The sequence below is a fragment of the Actinomadura meyerae genome (genome assembly GCF_900188445.1).
Taxonomy (GTDB): Bacteria; Actinomycetota; Actinomycetes; order Streptosporangiales; family Streptosporangiaceae; genus Spirillospora; species Spirillospora meyerae.
On record NZ_FZOR01000001.1, the window covers coordinates 483,419 to 500,909 of the forward strand.

17 protein-coding genes are annotated in these 17,491 nt (G+C 76.8%); 14 read left to right on the forward strand and 3 right to left on the reverse strand.

The annotated features are described in order from the left end of the window. The first annotated feature begins 90 nt into the window (after positions 1-90). Positions 91-1,725 (forward strand): AMP-binding protein, encoded by a 1,635-nt coding sequence (locus tag CHF16_RS02185; protein ID WP_089324154.1) that lies wholly within the window; start codon positions 91-93, stop codon positions 1,723-1,725. Further along, on the forward strand, positions 1,722-3,182 hold the full coding sequence (locus tag CHF16_RS02190; protein WP_089324155.1) for an MFS transporter: 1,461 nt from the start codon (positions 1,722-1,724) through the stop codon (positions 3,180-3,182). Before CHF16_RS02185 ends, CHF16_RS02190 begins: the two co-directional genes overlap by 4 nt. A gap of 396 nt (positions 3,183-3,578) precedes the next feature. Here the strand turns inward: CHF16_RS02190 and CHF16_RS02195 are convergent, their stop codons facing one another. Next, complete coding sequence (locus CHF16_RS02195) at positions 3,579-4,460, reverse strand: family 3 encapsulin nanocompartment shell protein (RefSeq protein WP_089324156.1); 882 nt, start codon at positions 4,458-4,460, stop codon at positions 3,579-3,581. Between the two features lie 195 nt (positions 4,461-4,655). On the opposite strand from CHF16_RS02195, the gene CHF16_RS40045 reads away from it, so the two are divergent. From CHF16_RS40045 to CHF16_RS02220, 6 genes are all read left to right on the forward strand, one after another. Further along, positions 4,656-4,826: a hypothetical protein gene (locus CHF16_RS40045; protein WP_179271345.1), complete on the forward strand. Its 171-nt coding sequence runs from the start codon at positions 4,656-4,658 to the stop codon at positions 4,824-4,826. Next, on the forward strand, positions 4,823-7,531 hold the full coding sequence (locus tag CHF16_RS02200) for a type 2 lanthipeptide synthetase LanM family protein (RefSeq protein ID WP_089324157.1): 2,709 nt from the start codon (positions 4,823-4,825) through the stop codon (positions 7,529-7,531). Before CHF16_RS40045 ends, CHF16_RS02200 begins: the two co-directional genes overlap by 4 nt. A 33-nt stretch (positions 7,532-7,564) precedes the next feature. Beyond that, positions 7,565-8,824 (forward strand): DegT/DnrJ/EryC1/StrS family aminotransferase, encoded by a 1,260-nt coding sequence (locus CHF16_RS02205; RefSeq protein WP_218826497.1) that lies wholly within the window; start codon positions 7,565-7,567, stop codon positions 8,822-8,824. Further along, complete coding sequence (locus tag CHF16_RS02210) at positions 8,824-9,753, forward strand: sulfotransferase (protein WP_089324159.1); 930 nt, start codon at positions 8,824-8,826, stop codon at positions 9,751-9,753. The genes CHF16_RS02205 and CHF16_RS02210 overlap by 1 nt, the downstream gene beginning before the upstream one ends. After that, the gene (locus CHF16_RS02215) at positions 9,753-10,520 is read left to right on the forward strand and encodes an SDR family NAD(P)-dependent oxidoreductase (protein WP_089324160.1); all 768 of its coding nucleotides are present in this window, start codon (positions 9,753-9,755) and stop codon (positions 10,518-10,520) included. Before CHF16_RS02210 ends, CHF16_RS02215 begins: the two co-directional genes overlap by 1 nt. Positions 10,521-10,581: 61 nt before the next feature. Further along, positions 10,582-11,181, forward strand: coding sequence for a nitroreductase family protein (locus CHF16_RS02220; protein WP_089324161.1), 600 nt, complete (start codon positions 10,582-10,584; stop codon positions 11,179-11,181). 10 nt (positions 11,182-11,191) lie between these two features. Here CHF16_RS02220 and CHF16_RS02225 read toward each other — a convergent pair whose 3' ends face one another. Further along, on the reverse strand, positions 11,192-12,280 hold the full coding sequence (locus tag CHF16_RS02225) for a DUF2332 domain-containing protein (RefSeq protein WP_089324162.1): 1,089 nt from the start codon (positions 12,278-12,280) through the stop codon (positions 11,192-11,194). Positions 12,281-12,346: 66 nt separating this feature from the next. Here CHF16_RS02225 and aroC point away from each other — a divergent pair, with 66 nt between their 5' ends. The 4 genes from aroC to aroQ are packed head-to-tail and all read left to right on the forward strand — an operon-like array spanning position 12,347 to position 15,562. Beyond that, positions 12,347-13,525 (forward strand): chorismate synthase, encoded by a 1,179-nt coding sequence (gene aroC / locus CHF16_RS02230; RefSeq protein ID WP_089324163.1) that lies wholly within the window; start codon positions 12,347-12,349, stop codon positions 13,523-13,525. An 8-nt stretch (positions 13,526-13,533) separates the two neighbouring features. Then, positions 13,534-14,052 (forward strand): shikimate kinase, encoded by a 519-nt coding sequence (locus tag CHF16_RS02235; protein WP_089324290.1) that lies wholly within the window; start codon positions 13,534-13,536, stop codon positions 14,050-14,052. Next, a complete protein-coding gene (aroB, locus tag CHF16_RS02240; protein ID WP_089324164.1) occupies positions 14,049-15,122 on the forward strand; it encodes a 3-dehydroquinate synthase in 1,074 nt (357 codons plus the stop codon). Before CHF16_RS02235 ends, aroB begins: the two co-directional genes overlap by 4 nt. Next, positions 15,119-15,562 (forward strand): type II 3-dehydroquinate dehydratase, encoded by a 444-nt coding sequence (aroQ, locus tag CHF16_RS02245; protein ID WP_089324165.1) that lies wholly within the window; start codon positions 15,119-15,121, stop codon positions 15,560-15,562. Before aroB ends, aroQ begins: the two co-directional genes overlap by 4 nt. A gap of 53 nt (positions 15,563-15,615) precedes the next feature. On the opposite strand, the gene CHF16_RS02250 is transcribed toward aroQ, so the two are convergent. After that, complete coding sequence (locus CHF16_RS02250) at positions 15,616-16,191, reverse strand: TetR/AcrR family transcriptional regulator (protein ID WP_089324166.1); 576 nt, start codon at positions 16,189-16,191, stop codon at positions 15,616-15,618. Between the two features lie 98 nt (positions 16,192-16,289). Here CHF16_RS02250 and CHF16_RS02255 point away from each other — a divergent pair, with 98 nt between their 5' ends. Then, entirely contained in the window at positions 16,290-16,736 is a 447-nt protein-coding gene (locus CHF16_RS02255; protein ID WP_089324167.1) for a PaaI family thioesterase, read from the forward strand. A gap of 32 nt (positions 16,737-16,768) precedes the next feature. Then, a complete protein-coding gene (locus CHF16_RS02260; RefSeq protein WP_089324168.1) occupies positions 16,769-17,434 on the forward strand; it encodes an enoyl-CoA hydratase/isomerase family protein in 666 nt (221 codons plus the stop codon). The last annotated feature ends 57 nt before the right edge of the window (positions 17,435-17,491 follow it).

Genomic DNA, 17,491 nt, shown 5'->3' on the forward strand with positions numbered 1-17,491 from the left:
GGGCCCGCCGGTCTTCGTCAACACTGGCCGTTGAAGCCCCCGCCCCGCCGTGGTCATGATCAAGTCACCCGGTGAGGGAAGGGGCAGATCGTGACGGACCTCCACGACGCGCACGAGTTCCGGCGGCGGGGCTGGTGGCGGGACGGGACCTTCCTCGACGATCTCGACCGGTGGGCGGAGACCGCCCCCGGCCGCCCGGCGGTGGTCGGCCATGTCTGGGAGACGGGGGACGGCCCCGACACCGTCCTCACCTACGCGCGGCTCGCCGAGCTGGTGGACCGCTGCGCCGCCGGTCTCGCCGCGCTCGGCGTCCGGCCCGGCGACCGCGTCGCGATGCAGCTCGTCAACCAGTGGCAGGCGACCGTCCTCGCGCTCGGCTGCGGGCGGGCCGGCGCCGTCGTCGTCCCGTACTACATCGCCACGGGCGCCGCCGACACCGAGTGGATCCTGCGCGAGTCCGGCGCCCGCGCCGTCGTGTCGCTGGACGGGGTGCGGGGCCTCGACATCGCCGGGACCATCGCGGGCATGCGGGACCGGCTGCCCGCCCTGCGCCACCAGATCGTCGTGGGGGGCCGGGTGCCGGACGGTGCGATCGGCTTCGAGAGCGGCCTGCTCGCGGCGGACGGCGCGGCGCCCCGGCACCGGCCCTCCGGCGACGACCTCTTCCAGATCATGTACACGTCGGGCACCACGGGGAAGCCGAAGGGCGTCCGGCACTCGCACAACACGCTGTACGCGATGGCGCGCTCCTACACCGTCCCGCTGGGGCTCGGCGAGGACGACGTGCTGTCCACGCCGTGCATCGTCGGCGGGCAGGGCGGCTGGCTCTACGGGATGCTGGCGCCGCTCGTCGCGGGCGCGACGTCCGTGTGGGCGGACGCGTTCAAGCCCGGCGACTTCCTCGACCTCGCCGTGCGGTACGGGATCACCGCGGCCTACTTCACCCCGCTGGTCCTGGACGAGCTGGTCGCCGAGCAGCGCGCGAACCCGCGGGAGGTCGCGCTGCGGCACATGGTCACCGGCTCCACGCCGATCCCGCCGGACCTGCCGGGGCGGTTCCTGGAGACGTTCGGGTTCCCGGTCCGCCCGCTGTGGGGGATGACCGAGAACGGCGGCGTGACGATCGGCCGCCCGGACGACCCGCCCGACTGGGCGGCCCGCAGCGACGGCCGCCCCGTCGAGTGGATGTCGCTGCGGCTCGTCGGCGAGGACGGCGCCGTCACCGGCGACGGGCCGGGCCGGCTGGAGGTCCGCGGCGCGAACATGTGCCTGGGCTACGAGGGCGCCGACGACGTGTTCGCCGAGGCGCTGCACGACGGCTGGTTCGTCACCGGCGACCTGGCCCGGCCGGACGGCCGCGGCGGCATCAAGGTCATCGGGCGCACCAAGGACATGATCAACAAGGGCGGGGTGCACGTCCCCGGCGCCGCGGTGGAGGGCGTCCTGCGCGCCGACCCGCGCGTCGCGGAGGTCGCGGTCGTCGGGGAGCCGGAGCCGCTGCTCGGCGAGACCGTCGTGGCCGTCGTCGTGCCCGCGCCGGGCGGCCCGCCGCCGACGCTGGAGGAGCTGCGCCGACGCGTCGCGGACGCGGGCATGACGCCCGGGTACGAGCCCGACCGGCTGGAGGTCGTCGCCGAGCTGCCCAAGACCCCGACGGGGAAGGTCCGCAAACGGGTCCTGGAGGAGGAGTTCGCCCGGAGGGCGCGCGCGGCCGCCGCGCGGTGAGCGCCGGGCCGCTCGCCCCGCGCCGCGCCGCGCCGGCGGGCCCGTCGCGGCGGCGGGCGCTGGCGCTGGCCTCGGTCGTCCTCGCCAACGCCATGGCGGTGGTCGACTACAACATCGTCAGCGTCGCGATCCCGGAGCTGCTCCGCGCGTTCCCCGGCAGCACCCTCGCCGGGCTGTCCTGGACGATCACCGCCTACACGGTGGTGTTCGCGGCCGTCCTGCTGCCCGCGGGCGGGATGGCCGACCGGCTCGGGCCCAAGCGGATCTTCCTGGCCGGGCTCGCGGTGTTCACCCTCGGCTCGGCCGCCTGCGCGCTCGCCGCGGGGCCGGTGACGCTGGTGCTCGCGCGGATGCTGCAGGCCGCCGGCGGCGGCGCGGTCGTCGCGCTGTCGATCTCCGTCGGGCTGAGCGAGTTCCCCGGCCGGGCCGGGCACGCGTTCGGGCTGCTCGGCGCCGTCTCCGGGATCGCCGGCGCGAGCGGGCCCGCGCTCGGCGCGGCGCTGCTCGCGGCGGGCGGCTGGCGCTGGATCTTCCTGGTCAACCTGCCGGTCGGCGCGCTCGCGCTGGCGTGCGCCGCGGCCGGCGTCCCGGCCCGGCCCGCCGCCGGGCGCGGCCTGCCCGACCTGCTCGGCACCGCGCTGCTCGCCGCCGGGGTCGCCGCGCTGGTGCTCGGCGTCGTCGAGGGCCCCGGCTGGGGCTGGACGGCCGCGCCGACCCTCGGCGCGCTCGCCGCCGGGCTCGCGCTGGCCTGCCTCGGGGTGCGGCGGTCGCTGCGGCACCCCCGCCCGGCCGCCGACTTCACGCTGCTGCGCGCCGCGACGACGGCGGCGGGCAACGCGGCGATGGTGCTGCTGAGCGTCACCCAGTTCGCGGTGGCGCTGTGCGTGGCGCTGTTCCTCACCGAGCGGTGGGGCTACTCGGTGCTCGCGGCCGGGCTCGCGCTCACGCCCGGCCCGCTGACCTCGGCCGCCGTGTCGTGGCTGAGCGGGCCGCTGGTGCGGCGGGCCGGAGCGCGGGCGGTCGCGGTGGCGGGCGGCGCGGTGGGCGCGGTGGGCTGGTGCTGGCCCCTGGCGGCCGAGGCGCTCGGCGCCGGGCGCGGCTACGCGGCGGTGGTGCTGCCCGCGCTCGTCGTCGGGACGGCCGGGGCGGCCGCGGCGGCCGTGGCGATCGAGACGATCGCGATGGCGGCCGTCCCGCCCGCCCGGTTCGGCAGCGGCAGCGCGCTGATCATGCTGGCCCGGTCGGCGGGCGCCGCGGCGGGCATCGGCGGGCTCGCCGCGGTGCTGCACGAGCCGTCCGGGGCCGCGTTCCGGATCGCGTGGGCGGGGCTCGCGGCGGGCCTCGCGGCGACGGCGCTGGCCGGCGCCGCCGCCCGGGACGGGGGGCGCCCGCGGCCCCGGAGGGCGCCGCGGGCGCCGCAGCGCCGCCACCGGTGGATTCGGCGCCCGCATCCGTGAATTTGTGCGACCGAATTACCTCGGCGCAAATGCAGGTTACGGCACTGGCACCGGCCATTGTTGTGCCGCCTTCCGGCCCTTCACGGAGCGCGCACGCCGGTTTACCCCGGTGTCGTGCGCATTAATTCTGTGTAAATCACCACGGGGGCGTGCGCATGCGATTCACCTCCTGGTCCGAAGGGGCGGGACGGGAGCGCGGAACATCACCACGGGGGCGTGCGCATGCGGATCACCTCCTGCACTCGCCGGGACGGGCGGTCACGGAACGTCACCACGGGGGCGTGCGCATGGGGCACCTCCACTTCTCGGCGGGCACGGGCCCGGACGTGCGGGCCCGCGGGGAGTGGGCGGCCGCCGGGGCGCGCGAGGGCGCCGGGACGGCCGCGTCCGAGCGGGTCAGAGGGACAGCAGCAGGAAGTGCTGGGGGAGGTGGACGGCCAGGCCGAGGCGCATCGAGGCGGTGATGACGGCCTCGCCGCCGTCCGCGCCGGCGGGCCGGCGCAGGGCGAGGGTCGACTCCTCGCCGTCCAGCAGCGTGATGCCGGCGCGGAAGTCGCCGAGCAGCACCCGGCCGGGTTCGATCATGCGGGTCCGGGTGAGGCGCAGCCCGGCGGCGTCCAGCGCGGGCAGCGCCCCGCCGCCGACGAGCCGCCAGTACAGGGCGGGGTGCATGACCATCCCGTCGCAGGAGCCGCCCATCTCCTCCACCTCGGCGCAGCCCGCCATGAGGGCCTCCAGCACCGCGCCGGCCGCGGCCTCCGCCCCCGGCGCGCCGAGGCGGCGCAGGCCGTCCAGGGCCAGCAGCCCGGTGATCGCGCCGTCGTCGCTGCCGCGCAGCAGGACCTCGTTCTCCACGGTGCACAGGCGGACGATGACGCGGTGGTCGACGAACCGCGCCAGCAGCGCGGGGTCGGCGCACAGCTCGGCGGGCACCGGGACGGAGACGGAGATCTCGGTCAGCTCGGCCTTGGCGAGCGCAGGGCGGAACACCGCCTCGGGCGTCGCGCCGTAGCGGGTGCCGGAGCGGCCGTCCTCGCCGGGCCCGGTGTCGCGGAGTTCCCGCACGTAGCGCAGGGTCCGGTCGGTGACCGTGCCGCCCTTGGCCTGCTCGCGGACGGTCGGCCGGGGCCGGGTGGAGGCCAGCGGGAACAGCGTCGTCAGCGGCGCCCGGATCCGGACCGCGGCGTCGCCCCCGGCGGCCCTGGCGACCGCGATCGCCAGCTCCTCACCGGGGCCGCGCTCGCGCAGCCCGGGGTCATCGATGAGGTAGTCCAGCATGGAGCACTCCCATCAGACATACCTTTCGCGGCCGTCCGGATCTCGGACCGGCCGGCAAATGCACGGCGCCGATCCTGCACCGTGCCAACCCCGAGAGTAAGCACAGCGGCGGGTAAATTAAAAGGGTCTCCTTCGATCTTGTTCGGAAAAATCGGCCATGGTAGAACTTCGTAGCGGATTGCATGGGGAGGTGCCATGGCGAAGCCGGATAATGGAGCCGGGGGAGCGGCATTCACCGATCCGGTGCTCGATCCGCGGCGCGGGACGGGCCCCCGCCCGGCCGCGCGGCCCGCGCCCGGCTGCCCGCTGCGCGCCGCCCGCGCCACCCGGGAGAAGGACGGCGATCCGCCGGGTGGCGGCGGATGAGCACCCCGACCGCGTCCCGCCCCGGTGCCCCCGGCCGGCCCGGAGCCGCCGGCGGTTCCGGTGACCCCGGCGACCTGGGCGACCTCGGCCTGCTGGAGATCGCGCGGCCGCTGATCGGCGCCGCCCGGCGCGACCTGGCGGACCGGCTCGCCGCGGGCCCGCCCGTCCCGGACGGTCTGGCCGCGCTGCTGCTGCGCGACCCGCCGCTCGGCTGGCTCGCGATGGCCGTCCAGCCCGCGCTGGCCCGCGAGCTCGCCGCGGCCCGCCGCCGGGGCCTGCCCGGCGCGACGCCCGAACGGCGCTACGCCGCGTTCACCGCCGGCCTGCGCGACCCGGCGCGGGCGCGGGAGATCTGGGCGGAGTACCCCGTCCTCGCCGGGCAGGCCGCCCGCATGCTGGACGCCTGGGCCGCCGCCCGCGCGGCGTTCGCCCGCGACCTCGCCGCCGACCTGCCCGCGCTCACCGAGGCGTTCGGCGCCCTCGGCGGCGTCGCCGACGTCCGCTTCGGGTCCGAGGAGACGCACCGGGGAGGCCGCACGGTCGCGCTCGTCCGGTTCGAGCGCGGCACCGTCGTCTACAAGCCCCGCGGGCTGGCCGTCGACCGGTGCTTCGACCGCCTCCTCGCCTGGTTCAACGCCTCCGGTGAGGTGTCCCGCCCGCTGCGCCGGATCCGGCTGCTCGACCGCGGCGACCACGGCTGGAGCGAGTACGTCGAGCCGGCCCCCTGCCCGCCCGAGCGGCTGCCGGACTTCTTCTGGCGGATGGGCGCCCTGCTCGCCCTGACCCACGCCGTGCACGGCTACGACCTGCACGCCGACAACGTGATCGCCGCCGGCACCGACCCCGTGGTGATCGACCTGGAGGCCCTGTTCCACACCGAGGGGACGCAGCCGATGGCGCGACGCGCGCGGCTCGGCGACCCCGCGGCCGAGCGGCTGGCCGCGTCGGTGCTGCGCACCGGCCTGCTCCCCGGCCCGCTCGTCATGCCGGACACCGGCACCGAGCTGCCGTTCGGCGTCGACATCAGCCCCCTGGGCACCGCCTCCGGCCGCCGCTCCCTCATCCCGACGCCGGTCGTCGAGCACGCGGGCACCGACCGGATGACCATCCGGCTCGGCTACCGGGACGTGCCCGCGCCCGCCGGGCGGCTGCGCCTGCCGGACGGCGGCACCGCCGACCCCCGCGCGCACCGCGACGCGCTCACCGCCGGGTACGCCCTCGCCCACCGGCGCCTGGCCGCCGCCGGGCCGGACCTGCTCGCGCGCGGCGGCCCCCTGGACGGCTGCGCGGACGTCCCGGTGCGGCTGATCCAGCTGTCGACGTTCCTCTACGTCCGGCTGCTGCTGGAGGGCTGGCGGCCGGAGGCGGCGCGCGACCCCGCCGTCCACGAGCGCGGCCTCGCCCGGCTCGACGCGGGCTGGCCCGGCGTCCCGCACCGCGCCGCGCTCATCGCGGCGGAGAAGGCGGCGCTGCGGCGCGGCGAGGTGCCCGTGTTCGAGATCCGCCCCGGGCACCGCGACCTGTGGCTGGAGGACGGCACGCGCCTGCCCGGCGTCCTGCCCGCCGCGCCGCTGGAGGAGACCGCGGCCCGCCTCGCCGCGCTGCGCGAGGAGGGGTCCGCCGCCCAGCTGGAGATCATCGACGCGAGCCTGGCCTCGCTCGACACCCGCCCCCGCGCCGGGCACCGCGTCCCCGCGCGCGCACCCGGCGACGACCCGGTGCGCGGCGCCCTGGCCGTCGCCCGGTGGCTGGAGGAGACCGCCGTCCGGGACGGCGACCGCATCGGCTGGCCGGCCATCGAGGTCGTCGACGGCGGCTCCCGCCGCGTCGCGGCCGCCGGCCTCGACCTCTACGGCGGCCTCCCCGGCATCGGCCTGTTCCTGACCTACCTGTCCGCCGTCACGGACGATCCGCGTGCCGCGCGCCTCGCCGAGCGGGTCGCCGACGAGGTCGCCGCGCGCCTCCGCGCGGGCGCGGACGTGCCCGGCCTCGGCCCCGTCTACCACCTCGCGCACGCCGCCGCCGTCCACCGCCGCCCCGACCTGGCCGGAGCGGCCCGCGACGCGCTGCTCACCGCCCCCGCCCCGCCCGGCCCGGACCTCCTCGACGGCGAGGCGGGCGTGCTCCTGTCCGCGCTCGCCCTGCACGCCGTCCAGCCCGGCGAGCGGGTCCGCGACGCGGCGCGCGCGTCCGGCGAGCGGCTCATGGCCATGGAACCCGCCGGGCCCGGCCTCGGCTACGGCGCCCCAGGCGCCGCGCTCGCCCTCGCCCGCCTGCACGGACTGCTCGGAGACCCCCGCCACGCCGCCCGCGCGAAGGCGCTGGCCGTCCCGCCGGACGACCCCGAGCCCGGCTGGTGCCAGGGCGCCGCCGGCACCGGCCTCGCCCTCGCCGACCTCCTCGCCCGGCCCGCCTGCGCCGCTCCGGAGCTGGAGCGCGCGCTCGGCACCGCGGTCGCGACCGCCCGCTCCGCCGGGCCCCTGCCCGACGACTCGCTCTGCCACGGCACCTCCGGGACCGCGGAGCTGCTCGCCGCCGCCGGCGAGGACGTCCCCCGCCCGCCCCGCGGCGCGTGGCGCACCGCCCTGCCCGCCCCCGCCCCCGGCCTGCTCGCCGGCCTGTCCGGCATCGGCTACGGGCTGCTGCGCCGCGCCCGCCCCGACGGCGTGCCCGCGGTGCTCGCCCTGGCGCCCCCGCACTCCTGAGCGATGCTCCCGTTCCCCGTGGAGGAGACGAACATGACCGTGGACGTCCAGCCCGGCCTGCTCGCGATCGACGGCGCCGCGCCGGTGCGCACCGAACCCTGGCCGACCTACGACAAGGGCGACGTCTTCATCGGCGACGACGACCTGCGCGACGCGCTCGACGCGGTCCGCGACCGGCTCTACTTCCGCTACGACCACCGCCCCTACGCCGAGACCCGCACCGGGCTGCTCGAACGCGACCTGTGCGGCTACTTCGGCGTCCCGCACGCGCTGGCCTGCGCCAGCGGCACCGCCGCGATCACGCTCGCGCTGCTTGCCCTGGACCTGCCGCCCGGCTCCCGCGTCGCCTGCCCCGCCTTCACCTTCGCCGCGACGCCCAGCGCGATCCTGCTCGCCGGGCACCGGCCCGTCCTCGTCGAGTGCGACGAGGACCTGCACCTCGACGTCGCCGACCTGCGCCGCCGCCTCACCGGAGACGTCCGCGCCATCGTCGTCGTGCACATGCGCGGGTTCGCCTCCGACATGGACGCGGTCTGCGCGCTCGCCCGCGAGCACGGCGTCCCCGTCGTCGAGGACGCGGTGCCCGCCCTCGGCGCCCGGCTCGGCGGCCGGCTCCTCGGCACGTTCGGCGACGCGGGCGCGTTCAGCACCCAGTCCGACAAGTCGCTCAACACCGGCGAGGGCGGGTTCCTGCTCGCCCGCGACCCGGCCGTGCACGCCCGCGCGGTGGTCTACTCCGGCGCCTACGAGGGCCGGATGGCGCGCCACTTCGACGGCGCGCCGCCGCCCGTCGACGACCTCGCCCTGCCCATCTTCGGGCTGCGGATGGACGAGATCCGCGCCGCGCTCGCCCGCCCCATGCTGCGCCGCCTGCCCGAGCGGCTCGCCGCCCACCGCCGCAACTACGACGACATCGCCGGCCGCCTCGCCGGGGTGCCCGGCCTCGCGCTGCGCCGCCCCGTCGCCGACGGCGCCTACCTCGGCGAGGCGCTGGTGTTCCGGCTGCCCGGCGCGGGCGCCCGCGGCACCGCCTGGACGGCCGCCGCGCTGCGCGCCGAGGGCATCGACGCCCGCGCCCTCGGCGACCCCGGCGACACCAACGTCCGCGCGTTCTGGAACTGGCGGTTCCTGTTCCCCGACCCCGAGCGCGCCCGCGCCGAGTACCCCGCCACGGCGGCGCGGCTGGACGAGGCGGTCGACATCCCGCTGTCGGCGAACCTCACCGCGCGGGACCGCGACCACGTCGTCGAGGCCGTCCGGAAGGTCGTCGGCTCCGGCGCCGGGCGCCGCTGATGGTCCGCGTCCTGTACGTGACGGGCTGGTGCCGCAGCGGCACCACCCTCCTCGGCAACCTCCTCGGCGAGCTGCCGGGCGTCGTCCACGCCGGCGAGCTGCGCTACCTGTGGACGAACGGCGTCCTCGGCCGCGGCACCAACACCCTGTGCGGCTGCGGGCGCGACGTCCCCGCGTGCCCGCTGTGGAAGGGCGTCATCGCCCGGGTCGCGGGCGGCGACCCCGCGTGGCACGCCGAGCGCGCCGTCGCGCGGCAGCAGGCCGCGCTGCGGACCCGGCACACCGGGCGCCGCCTCGCCGAGGCGCGGCACGTCCGCGCCGCCCACCCGGCCGTCCGCGACCTGGTTCGGCTGTACGAGGCGATCGCGGCGGAGTCCGGCGCCGAGCTGATCGTCGACACCGGCAAGTTCCCCGCCGAGGCCGCCGCGCTGTGCGGCGCGCCCGGCGCGGACGCCCGCGTCCTGCACGTCGTCCGGGACCCGCGCGCCACCGCCGAGTCGTGGCGGCGCGCGAAGGAGTACATCCCGGCGATGGGCCCCGTACGCAGCACCGCCTACTGGACGGGTTTCAACCTCGCCTCCGAGCGCGTCGCCCGCGCGTTCCCCGACCGCTGCCTGCGGCTGCGCTACGAGGACTTCACCGCCGCCCCGCGCGCCGAGCTGGCGCGGGTGATGCGGCACGCCGGGCTCGCCGGCGACCCGCCCGTGGACGGCGGCGGCACCGCCGTGCTCGGCGTCAACCACACCGTGACCGGCAACCCCGACCGGCTGCGGCGCGGCCCGGTCCGGATCCGGGAGGACGACGCGTGGGTGCGCGCCCAGCCCGCGCCCGCCCGCGCCGCCGCCACCGCCCTCGCGCTGCCGCTGCTCGCCCGCTACCGCTACCCGCTGCGGCCCGCCCCGGCCGCCCCGATCCCCGTGGAGACCTGATGGACCTCGGACTGCGCGGCCGGGTCGCGCTCGTCGCCGCCGCGACCAGCGGCCTCGGGCTGGCCACCGCCCGCGAGCTGGCCGCCGCGGGCGCCGACGTCGCGTTCTGCGGGCGCGACGACGCGCGGCTGGAGGCGGCCCGCAAGGAGATCGACGCCGCCGGGCCGGGACGCGCCGTCGCGACCCGGCTCGACGTCCGCGACCACGCCGGGGCCGCCGCGTGGGTCGAGCGCACCGCCGCCGAGCTCGGCGGGCTGCACGTCCTGGTCACCAACGCGGGCGGGCCCCCGGCCGGGCCCGCCCTCGGGTTCGGCCTCGACGCCTACCGCGACGCCGTCGAGCTGTGCGTGCTGTCGCACATCGCGCTCGTCCAGGCCGCCGTCCCGCACCTGCGCGACGCGGGCTGGGGCCGCGTCCTCATGATCGCCTCGGAGACGATGCGGCAGCCGACGCCGAAGCTCGCCCTGTCCGGCACCGTGCGGCCCGCGCTCGCCGGGTTCGCCAAGTCGCTCGTCCGCGAGCTCGGCGCGGCCGGGATCACCGTCAACGTGCTGGCGCCGGGCTACCACCTCACCCCCGCCGTGGAGGCGCTGCTCGGCCCCGACCGGGACGCGGGCCTCGCCGGCATCGCGGCGGGCATCCCGCTCGGCCGGCTCGGCTCGCCCGCCGACTTCGGCGCCGTCGCCGCGTTCCTCGCGAGCGAGCGGGCGGGCTTCATCACCGGGACGACGCTGCTGGTCGACGGCGGCCTCAACCAGGGCATCTGAGCACCCGGGGAGCCGGGGAACCCAGGACGGCCGGGGGATCCGGCCGGGAACGGAGACGCGTGTGGAGTTCGACGAGGTGCTCGCGCGGCGGCGGATGGTCCGCCGCTACCGCCCCGACCCGGTCCCGCCGGACACCGTGGAGAAGATCGCCCGCACCATCCGCAGGGCGCCGAGCGCCGGGTTCAGCCAGGGGCACCGCCTCGTCGTGGTCACCGAGCGGGCCGCCCGCGAGCGCGTCGCCGAACTCGCGGAGGAGTCCCTCTACCCGGAGAAGTGGCTGTCGGTCGCGCCGGTGCTGATGGTGCTCGGGGTCCGCGAGGACGACTACCACGACCGCTACACCCGCCCCGACAAGCTCATCGACGGCAAGGAGCTGGAGTGGCCCGCCCCGTACTGGTGGGTCGACTCCGGGGCGTTCCTGATGCTGGTCCAGCTCGCCGCGATCAACGAGGGCCTCGCCACGGGGTTCGCGACCGTCCGCCGCACCGCCGCGCTCAAGGAGCTGCTCGGCCTGCCGGACGACGTCGCCGTGGTCGGCGTCGTCACGATCGGCCACCCCCGCGAGGACGCCGTCCCCCCGGCCGACACGGCCCGGCTGCGGTCGATGGCCAGGCCCTTCGGCGACCTCGTCCGCCGCGAGTCCTGGGCGGACCCGCGCTAGCACCCGGCCGTTACGCCGAGACCAGGCCGCCGCGCCGGTACCAGGTGGTCGGCAGGCCGTGCGACGGGCCCTCGCCGAGCAGCCGCGCCTCCCCGCCCGGCCACAGCCGCAGCGCCACGACGTGCCCGACGCTGAGCCGCGAGGCGTCCCGGCCCTCGAACGACAGGTGCGCCACGGGCGCGTCCTCCGTCGCCGCGGCCCCGGCGGCCTCGATGTGCCGGTCGACGAGCGCCGCCTCGTCCGAAGGCAGGTAGGCGCGCATCGTCGAGTGCCACACCACCGTGGCGGTGCCCGGCTCGGGGGCGAGGCCGTCCAGGAACTCGGCCGCGCCCGCCCGGACGACCTCCGCCGGGACCCGCCGCGCCACCTCGAGCGCCGCCAGCAGCCGCGCCACCCGGTCCGCCTGGTCGGGCCACACGTACGACAGCAGCCGCCGCCGCGCCTCGGGCGAGGCCGGGTCCAGCGGGTTCGGGTCGCAGCCCCGCCGCTCGGCCACCGCCAGCGGCGCGTCCACCGGCGGCACGCCCCGCCACGCGCCGGGCAGCACGACCGGCGACTCGGGCCCGTACACCCCGCCCTCGTCCTCCCCGCCCTCGTACTCCCCGTGCGCGTCGTACTCCCCGTGCGCGTCGCGGTAGCGGAACCGGAAGCGGTCGGCGCGCAGGTTCAGGCCCGCGCTCGCCCCGATCTCCAGCAGCCGCACCGGCAGCCCGCCCGTGGCCGCGCTGATCGCGAGCAGCCCGCCGACCAGCGGAGCCGACCGGCCCACCTCGTTCGTCTGCGGCGGATCGGTGAGGCCCGCGCGGATCTCCGCCGCGTGCTCGGCCAGCACGTCCCGGAACGCGGGCCAGGCCAGCAGCGGGTCCCGCGTGCCGCCGGCGGTCGGGTAGTACGCGGCCAGCTCGGGCGCGCGCCCCTCCAGCACGAGCCGGTGCACCGTCCCGAGCATCCCCAGGATGAAGCCGGACCCGCGGTGCTCGCCCAGCACGCGCGCGACCTCGCCGCCCGGGTCGTCCGCCGCCCGGGTCAGCAGCTCCGCGTACATCGGCGAACCCAGCTCCGCGCACGCCCGCGCCTGGCCGAGCAGCTGCCTCCTCACCCGGTCAGCCTCTCAGATGGTGGACGCCGTCACGGGCGGGCGCGCGGAGTCAATAGGATCGTGGCCATGCTGCGCTGGTTGACCGCGGGGGAGTCCCACGGCCCGGCCCTGACCGCGATCGTGGAGGGGCTGCCGGCCGGTGTGCGCGTGACCTCGGGGGACATCGCCGAGGAACTGCGCCGCCGGAGGCTCGGGCACGGGCGGGGCGCCCGGATGAAGTTCGAGCAGGACGAGGTGACGATCCTCGGCGGCGTCCGGCACGGGGTGACGCTCGGCGGGCCGGTCGCCGTCCAGGTCGGCAACACCGAGTGGCCCAAGTGGGAGACGGTCATGTCGGCCGATCCCGTCGACGCCGCCGTCCTCGCCGCCCAGGCGCGCAACGCGCCGCTGTCGCAGCCGCGGCCCGGCCACGCCGACCTCGTCGGGATGCAGAAGTACGGCTTCGACGACGCCCGTCCCGTCCTGGAGCGGGCGAGCGCCCGGGAGACCGCCGCCCGCGTCGCGCTCGGCACCGTCGCCAAGGCGTTCCTCAAGCAGGCCCTCGGCGTGGACGTCCTCAGCCACGTGATCGCGCTCGGCGAGGTCGAGGCGCCGGCCGGCGTCCTGCCCGGCCCCGGCGACCTCGCGCGGGTGGACGAGAGCCCCGTCCGCTGCTTCGACGCCGACGCCTCCGCGGCGATGGTCGCGCACATCGACGAGACGAAGAAGGCGGGCGACACCCTCGGCGGCGTCGTCGAGGTCCTCGCCTACGGGCTGCCGCCCGGCCTCGGCAGCCACGTCCACTGGGACCGGCGGCTCGACTCCCGGCTCGCCGGGATCCTGATGGGCATCCAGGCGATCAAGGGTGTGGAGCTCGGCGACGGGTTCACCACCGCCCGCCGGCCCGGGTCCCGCGCGCACGACGAGATCGACGGCACCCCCGGGGGCGTCCGCCGCCGGACGAACCGCGCGGGCGGCGTCGAGGGCGGCATGACCACCGGCGAGGTGCTGCGGGTCCGCGCCGCGATGAAGCCGATCTCGACCGTCCCCCGGCGGCTGGACACCATCGACGTCCGGACCGGCGAGCCCGCCAAGGCCATCAACCAGCGCAGCGACGTCACCGCCGTCCCGGCCGCCGGGGTCGTCGCCGAGGCGATGGCCGCGCTCGTCCTCGCCGACGCGGCGCTGGAGAAGTTCGGCGGCGACTCCGCCGAGGAGACCGCCCGCAACCTGCGCGGCTACCTGTCCGCCCTGACGATCAAGTGAGCGGGACCATGCGACCGAAGGCAGTCATCATCGGGCCGCCCGGCTCGGGCAAGACCACCGTCGGCGGCGCGCTCGCCGAGCGGCTCGGCGTCGCGCTGCGCGACACCGACGCCGACGTCGAGGCCGCGGCGGGCAAGCCGATCGGCGAGATCTTCATCGACGACGGCGAGGAGCGCTTCCGCGAGCTGGAGCGCGCCGCCGTCGCGGCCGCCCTCGCCGAGCACCCGGGCGTGGTCGCGCTCGGCGGCGGCGCCGTCCTGGCCGCCGAGACCCGGGACCTGCTCGGCGGGCACACCGTCGTCTACCTGAGGGTCGGGCTGTCCGAGGCGATCAAGCGGGTCGGCCTGGCGTCCGCCCGCCCGCTGCTCGTGCTGAACCCGCGCAGCCAGATGCGCAAGCTCCTGGAGGAGCGCCTGCCGATCTACGAGCGGCTCGGCACCGTCGCCGTCGACACCGACGGCCGCGAACCCGCCGAGATCGTCGATGAGATCGCCAAGGCCCTGGACGCGGGCCCGGAGGACGCATGACGGAGGGCCGGGTCCACGTCGGCGGGGCCGACCCCTACGACGTTGTCATCGGGACGGGCGTCCTCGGCGAGCTGCCCGCGATGGTCGGCGACCGCGCCCGCAGCGTCGCCGTCGTGCACGCGCGGGGCCTGCCGGAGATCGCCCGCCCGGTGTGCGGGGCGCTCGAACGGGCCGGGTACGCCGTCCACGCGCTGCCCGTCCCCGACGGCGAGGCCGCGAAGGAGATCGGCGTGCTCGCCGGGCTCTGGTCGTCGTTCGCCCGGCTCGGCATGACCCGCACCGACGCGGTCGTCGGCGTCGGCGGCGGCGCCACCACCGACCTCGCCGGGTTCGCGGCGGCGTCGTGGCTGCGCGGGGTGCGGGCGGTGCTCGTCCCCACCACGCTGCTCGGCATGGTGGACGCGGCGGTCGGCGGCAAGACCGGCATCAACATCCCCGAGGGCAAGAACCTCGTCGGCGCGTTCCACCCGCCCGCCGGCGTCCTGTGCGACCTCGCCACGCTGATGACGATGCCGCACGAGGACTACATCAGCGGCCTCGCCGAGATCGTCAAGGCCGGGTTCATCGCCGACCCGGCGATCCTCGGCCTGGTCGAGGACGACCCGAAGGGCGCCGCGTCCCCGGACGGCCCGCACACCCGCGAGCTGGTCGAGCGGGCGGTCCGGGTCAAGGCGGAGGTCGTCTCGGCCGACCTGCGCGAGAGCGGGCTCCGTGAGATCCTCAACTACGGACACACGCTCGCGCACGCGATCGAGAAGGCCGAGGAGTACCGGTTCCGGCACGGCCACGCCGTCGCGATCGGCATGGTGTACGCCGCCGAGCTCGCCCGCCTCGCCGGGCGGCTGCCCGCCGGCGACGTCCGGCGGCACCGCGACGTGCTCGCCTCCGTCGGCCTCCCCGTCTCCTACGCCGCCGACTGGCCGGGCCTGCGCGAGACGATGACCATCGACAAGAAGTCGCGCGGGCGGACGCTCCGCTTCGTCGTCCTGGACGGCATCGGGCGGCCTGGCCGCCTGGAGGGCCCGGACGAGGAGCTGCTCGCCGCCGCCTACCGGGAGATCGCCCCATGACCCGCGTGCTCGTCCTGAACGGCCCGAACCTGCGCCGCCTCGGCGTCCGCGAGCCCGACACCTACGGGACGGCGAGCTTCGACGACCTCGTCGCGCTGTGCCGCGACACCGGCCGCCGCCTCGACCTGAACGTCGAGGTCCGGCAGACCGACGACGAGGCGGAGCTGGTCCAGTGGGTGCACGAGGCCGCCGACGAGCGCGTCCCCATCGTGCTGAACCCGGCCGCGTTCACGCACTACTCCTACTCGCTGCGCGACGCCCTGGCCCAGCGCACCGCCCCGCTCATCGAGGTCCACATCACCAACCCGGCGGCCCGCGAGGAGTTCCGCCACAACTCCGTCGTCGCCGGCGTCGCGACCGGCACCATCGCCGGGTTCGGCCCCATGTCCTACGTCCTGGCCCTCCAGGCGATCGCCACGATCCTCGCCGAGAACCCCTGACCCGGCCGCACCCCTGACCCGGCCGCGTTCGGCGGCCGGAGCGCGGGGCGCCGTCAGTCCTCCCGGACGGCCTGCCTGGCCATGTCCTTGAGCTCGGCGACGACGTCGTCCAGCGGGGCGACGTCGCGGTGGGCGCGGCAGAGGATGGTGGCGCCCTCGACGGCGGCGACGATCAGCCGGGCGAGCCGGGCGGCGCGGTCGTCGGGGACGCCGGCGTTGCCGAGGCCGGTGGCGAGGGTGTCCTGCCAGCGGCCGAACACCGCGGCGGCGGCCTCGGCGAGCTGCGGGGCGTCGTCGTGGGCCTCCACGGTGACCGCGACGACGGGGCAGCCCGCGCGGAACTCGCTCTTGATCAGCACCTGCCGCCACCAGCCGGTGAACGCGTCCACGGCGGACGCGGCGTCGCCGCCCTCGGTGGCGGCGAGGATCCCCGCGTTGAGGAACTCCCCGGCGTAGCGGACGGCCTCCTCGGCGAGCTGCGCCTTGCCGTCCGGGAAGTGGTGGTAGATCGACCCGCGCGGCGCACCGCTGTGCGCGATCACGTCGCGGAACCCGGTGCCGCTGTAGCCACGCTCGCGGAAGAGGTAGGCGGCGCTGCGCACCATGCGTTCCCGGCTGTCGGTCCCCATGGCTCGATTATGACATTCATCATATGGTGCTCGCGTTGCCCATGACGGACGTCATAGAACATCGTTCCTATGACGGACGTCCTACCGAGGGAGCGGTGATGGAGAGTACGGCGGGACTGGAGCAGCTCAGGGAACTGCTCGCCACGGGCGCGGAGAAGGGGCAGGGCATCGGGGCGCTGCTGGGCATGACCGTCGAGAGCCTGGAGCCCGGCCGGGTCGTGTGCGCCCTCACGCCCCGCCCCGACTTCAGCAACCCCCTCGGCACGGTGCACGGCGGCGTCATGTCGACGCTGCTGGACTCGGCGATGGCGTGCGCGGTGCACACGTCGCTGCCGGAGGGAGCGAGCTACACGACGCTGGAGCTCAAGGTGAACTTCGTCCGGGCGGTGCCGCTGGAGGGCGGCCGGCTCGTGTGCGAGGGGACGACCGTCCACGTCGGGCGGAAGGTCGCGACGGCGGAGGGGCGCATCACCGACGCGAACGGCAGGCTCGTCGCGCACGGGACGACGACCTGCATGGTCTTCCCCGCGACTACCCGCGAGTAGGGTTCGCTCAGGCACGGATGAAGGAGAGCCACGTGATCGACCTCCAGCGCGACGGAGACGTGTACGTCCTGCGGTTCGACGAGGGGGAGAACCGGTTCAGCCCCGGCTTCCTCGGGGCGGTCGAAGAGGCGCTCGACACGGTGGCCGAGAGCGACGGGCCGGGCGCCCTGGTGACCGTGGGCACCGGCAAGTTCTACTCCAACGGCCTCGACCTGGAGTGGCTCGGCGCCAACCAGGACAGGTTCGAGGAGTACCTGAAGCGCGTGCACGGGATGTTCGCCCGCGTCCTGGAGCTGCCGATGCCGACGTTCGCGGCGGTGAACGGGCACGCGTTCGCCGGAGGCGCGATGCTGGCGCTCTGCCACGACACCGTGGTCATGCGCACCGACCGCGGCTACTTCTGCCTGCCCGAGGTCGACCTCGGCATGAGCTTCACGCCCGGCATGAACGCGCTGCTGAAGGAGCGGCTGCCGAGGGCCACCGCGCACGAGGCCATGCTCACCGGCCGCCGCTACACCGCCGAGCAGGCGCGGGAGGCCGGGATCGTCCAGCGGACCGCCGCCGAGGACGAGGTCCTGCCCGCGGCCGTGGAGCTGGCGGCGGCGTCGGCGGGCCGCGGGGGCGGTACCGTCGCCAGGATCCGCGCCGACCTCTACCGTCCGGTACTGGACGCGCTGCACGGTCCCGCCCTGCCCTGAGCCCGGGGCGGGGGGATAGGTTACGTTCGACTGGAATCGGATTCGGTTAGGGAGGAT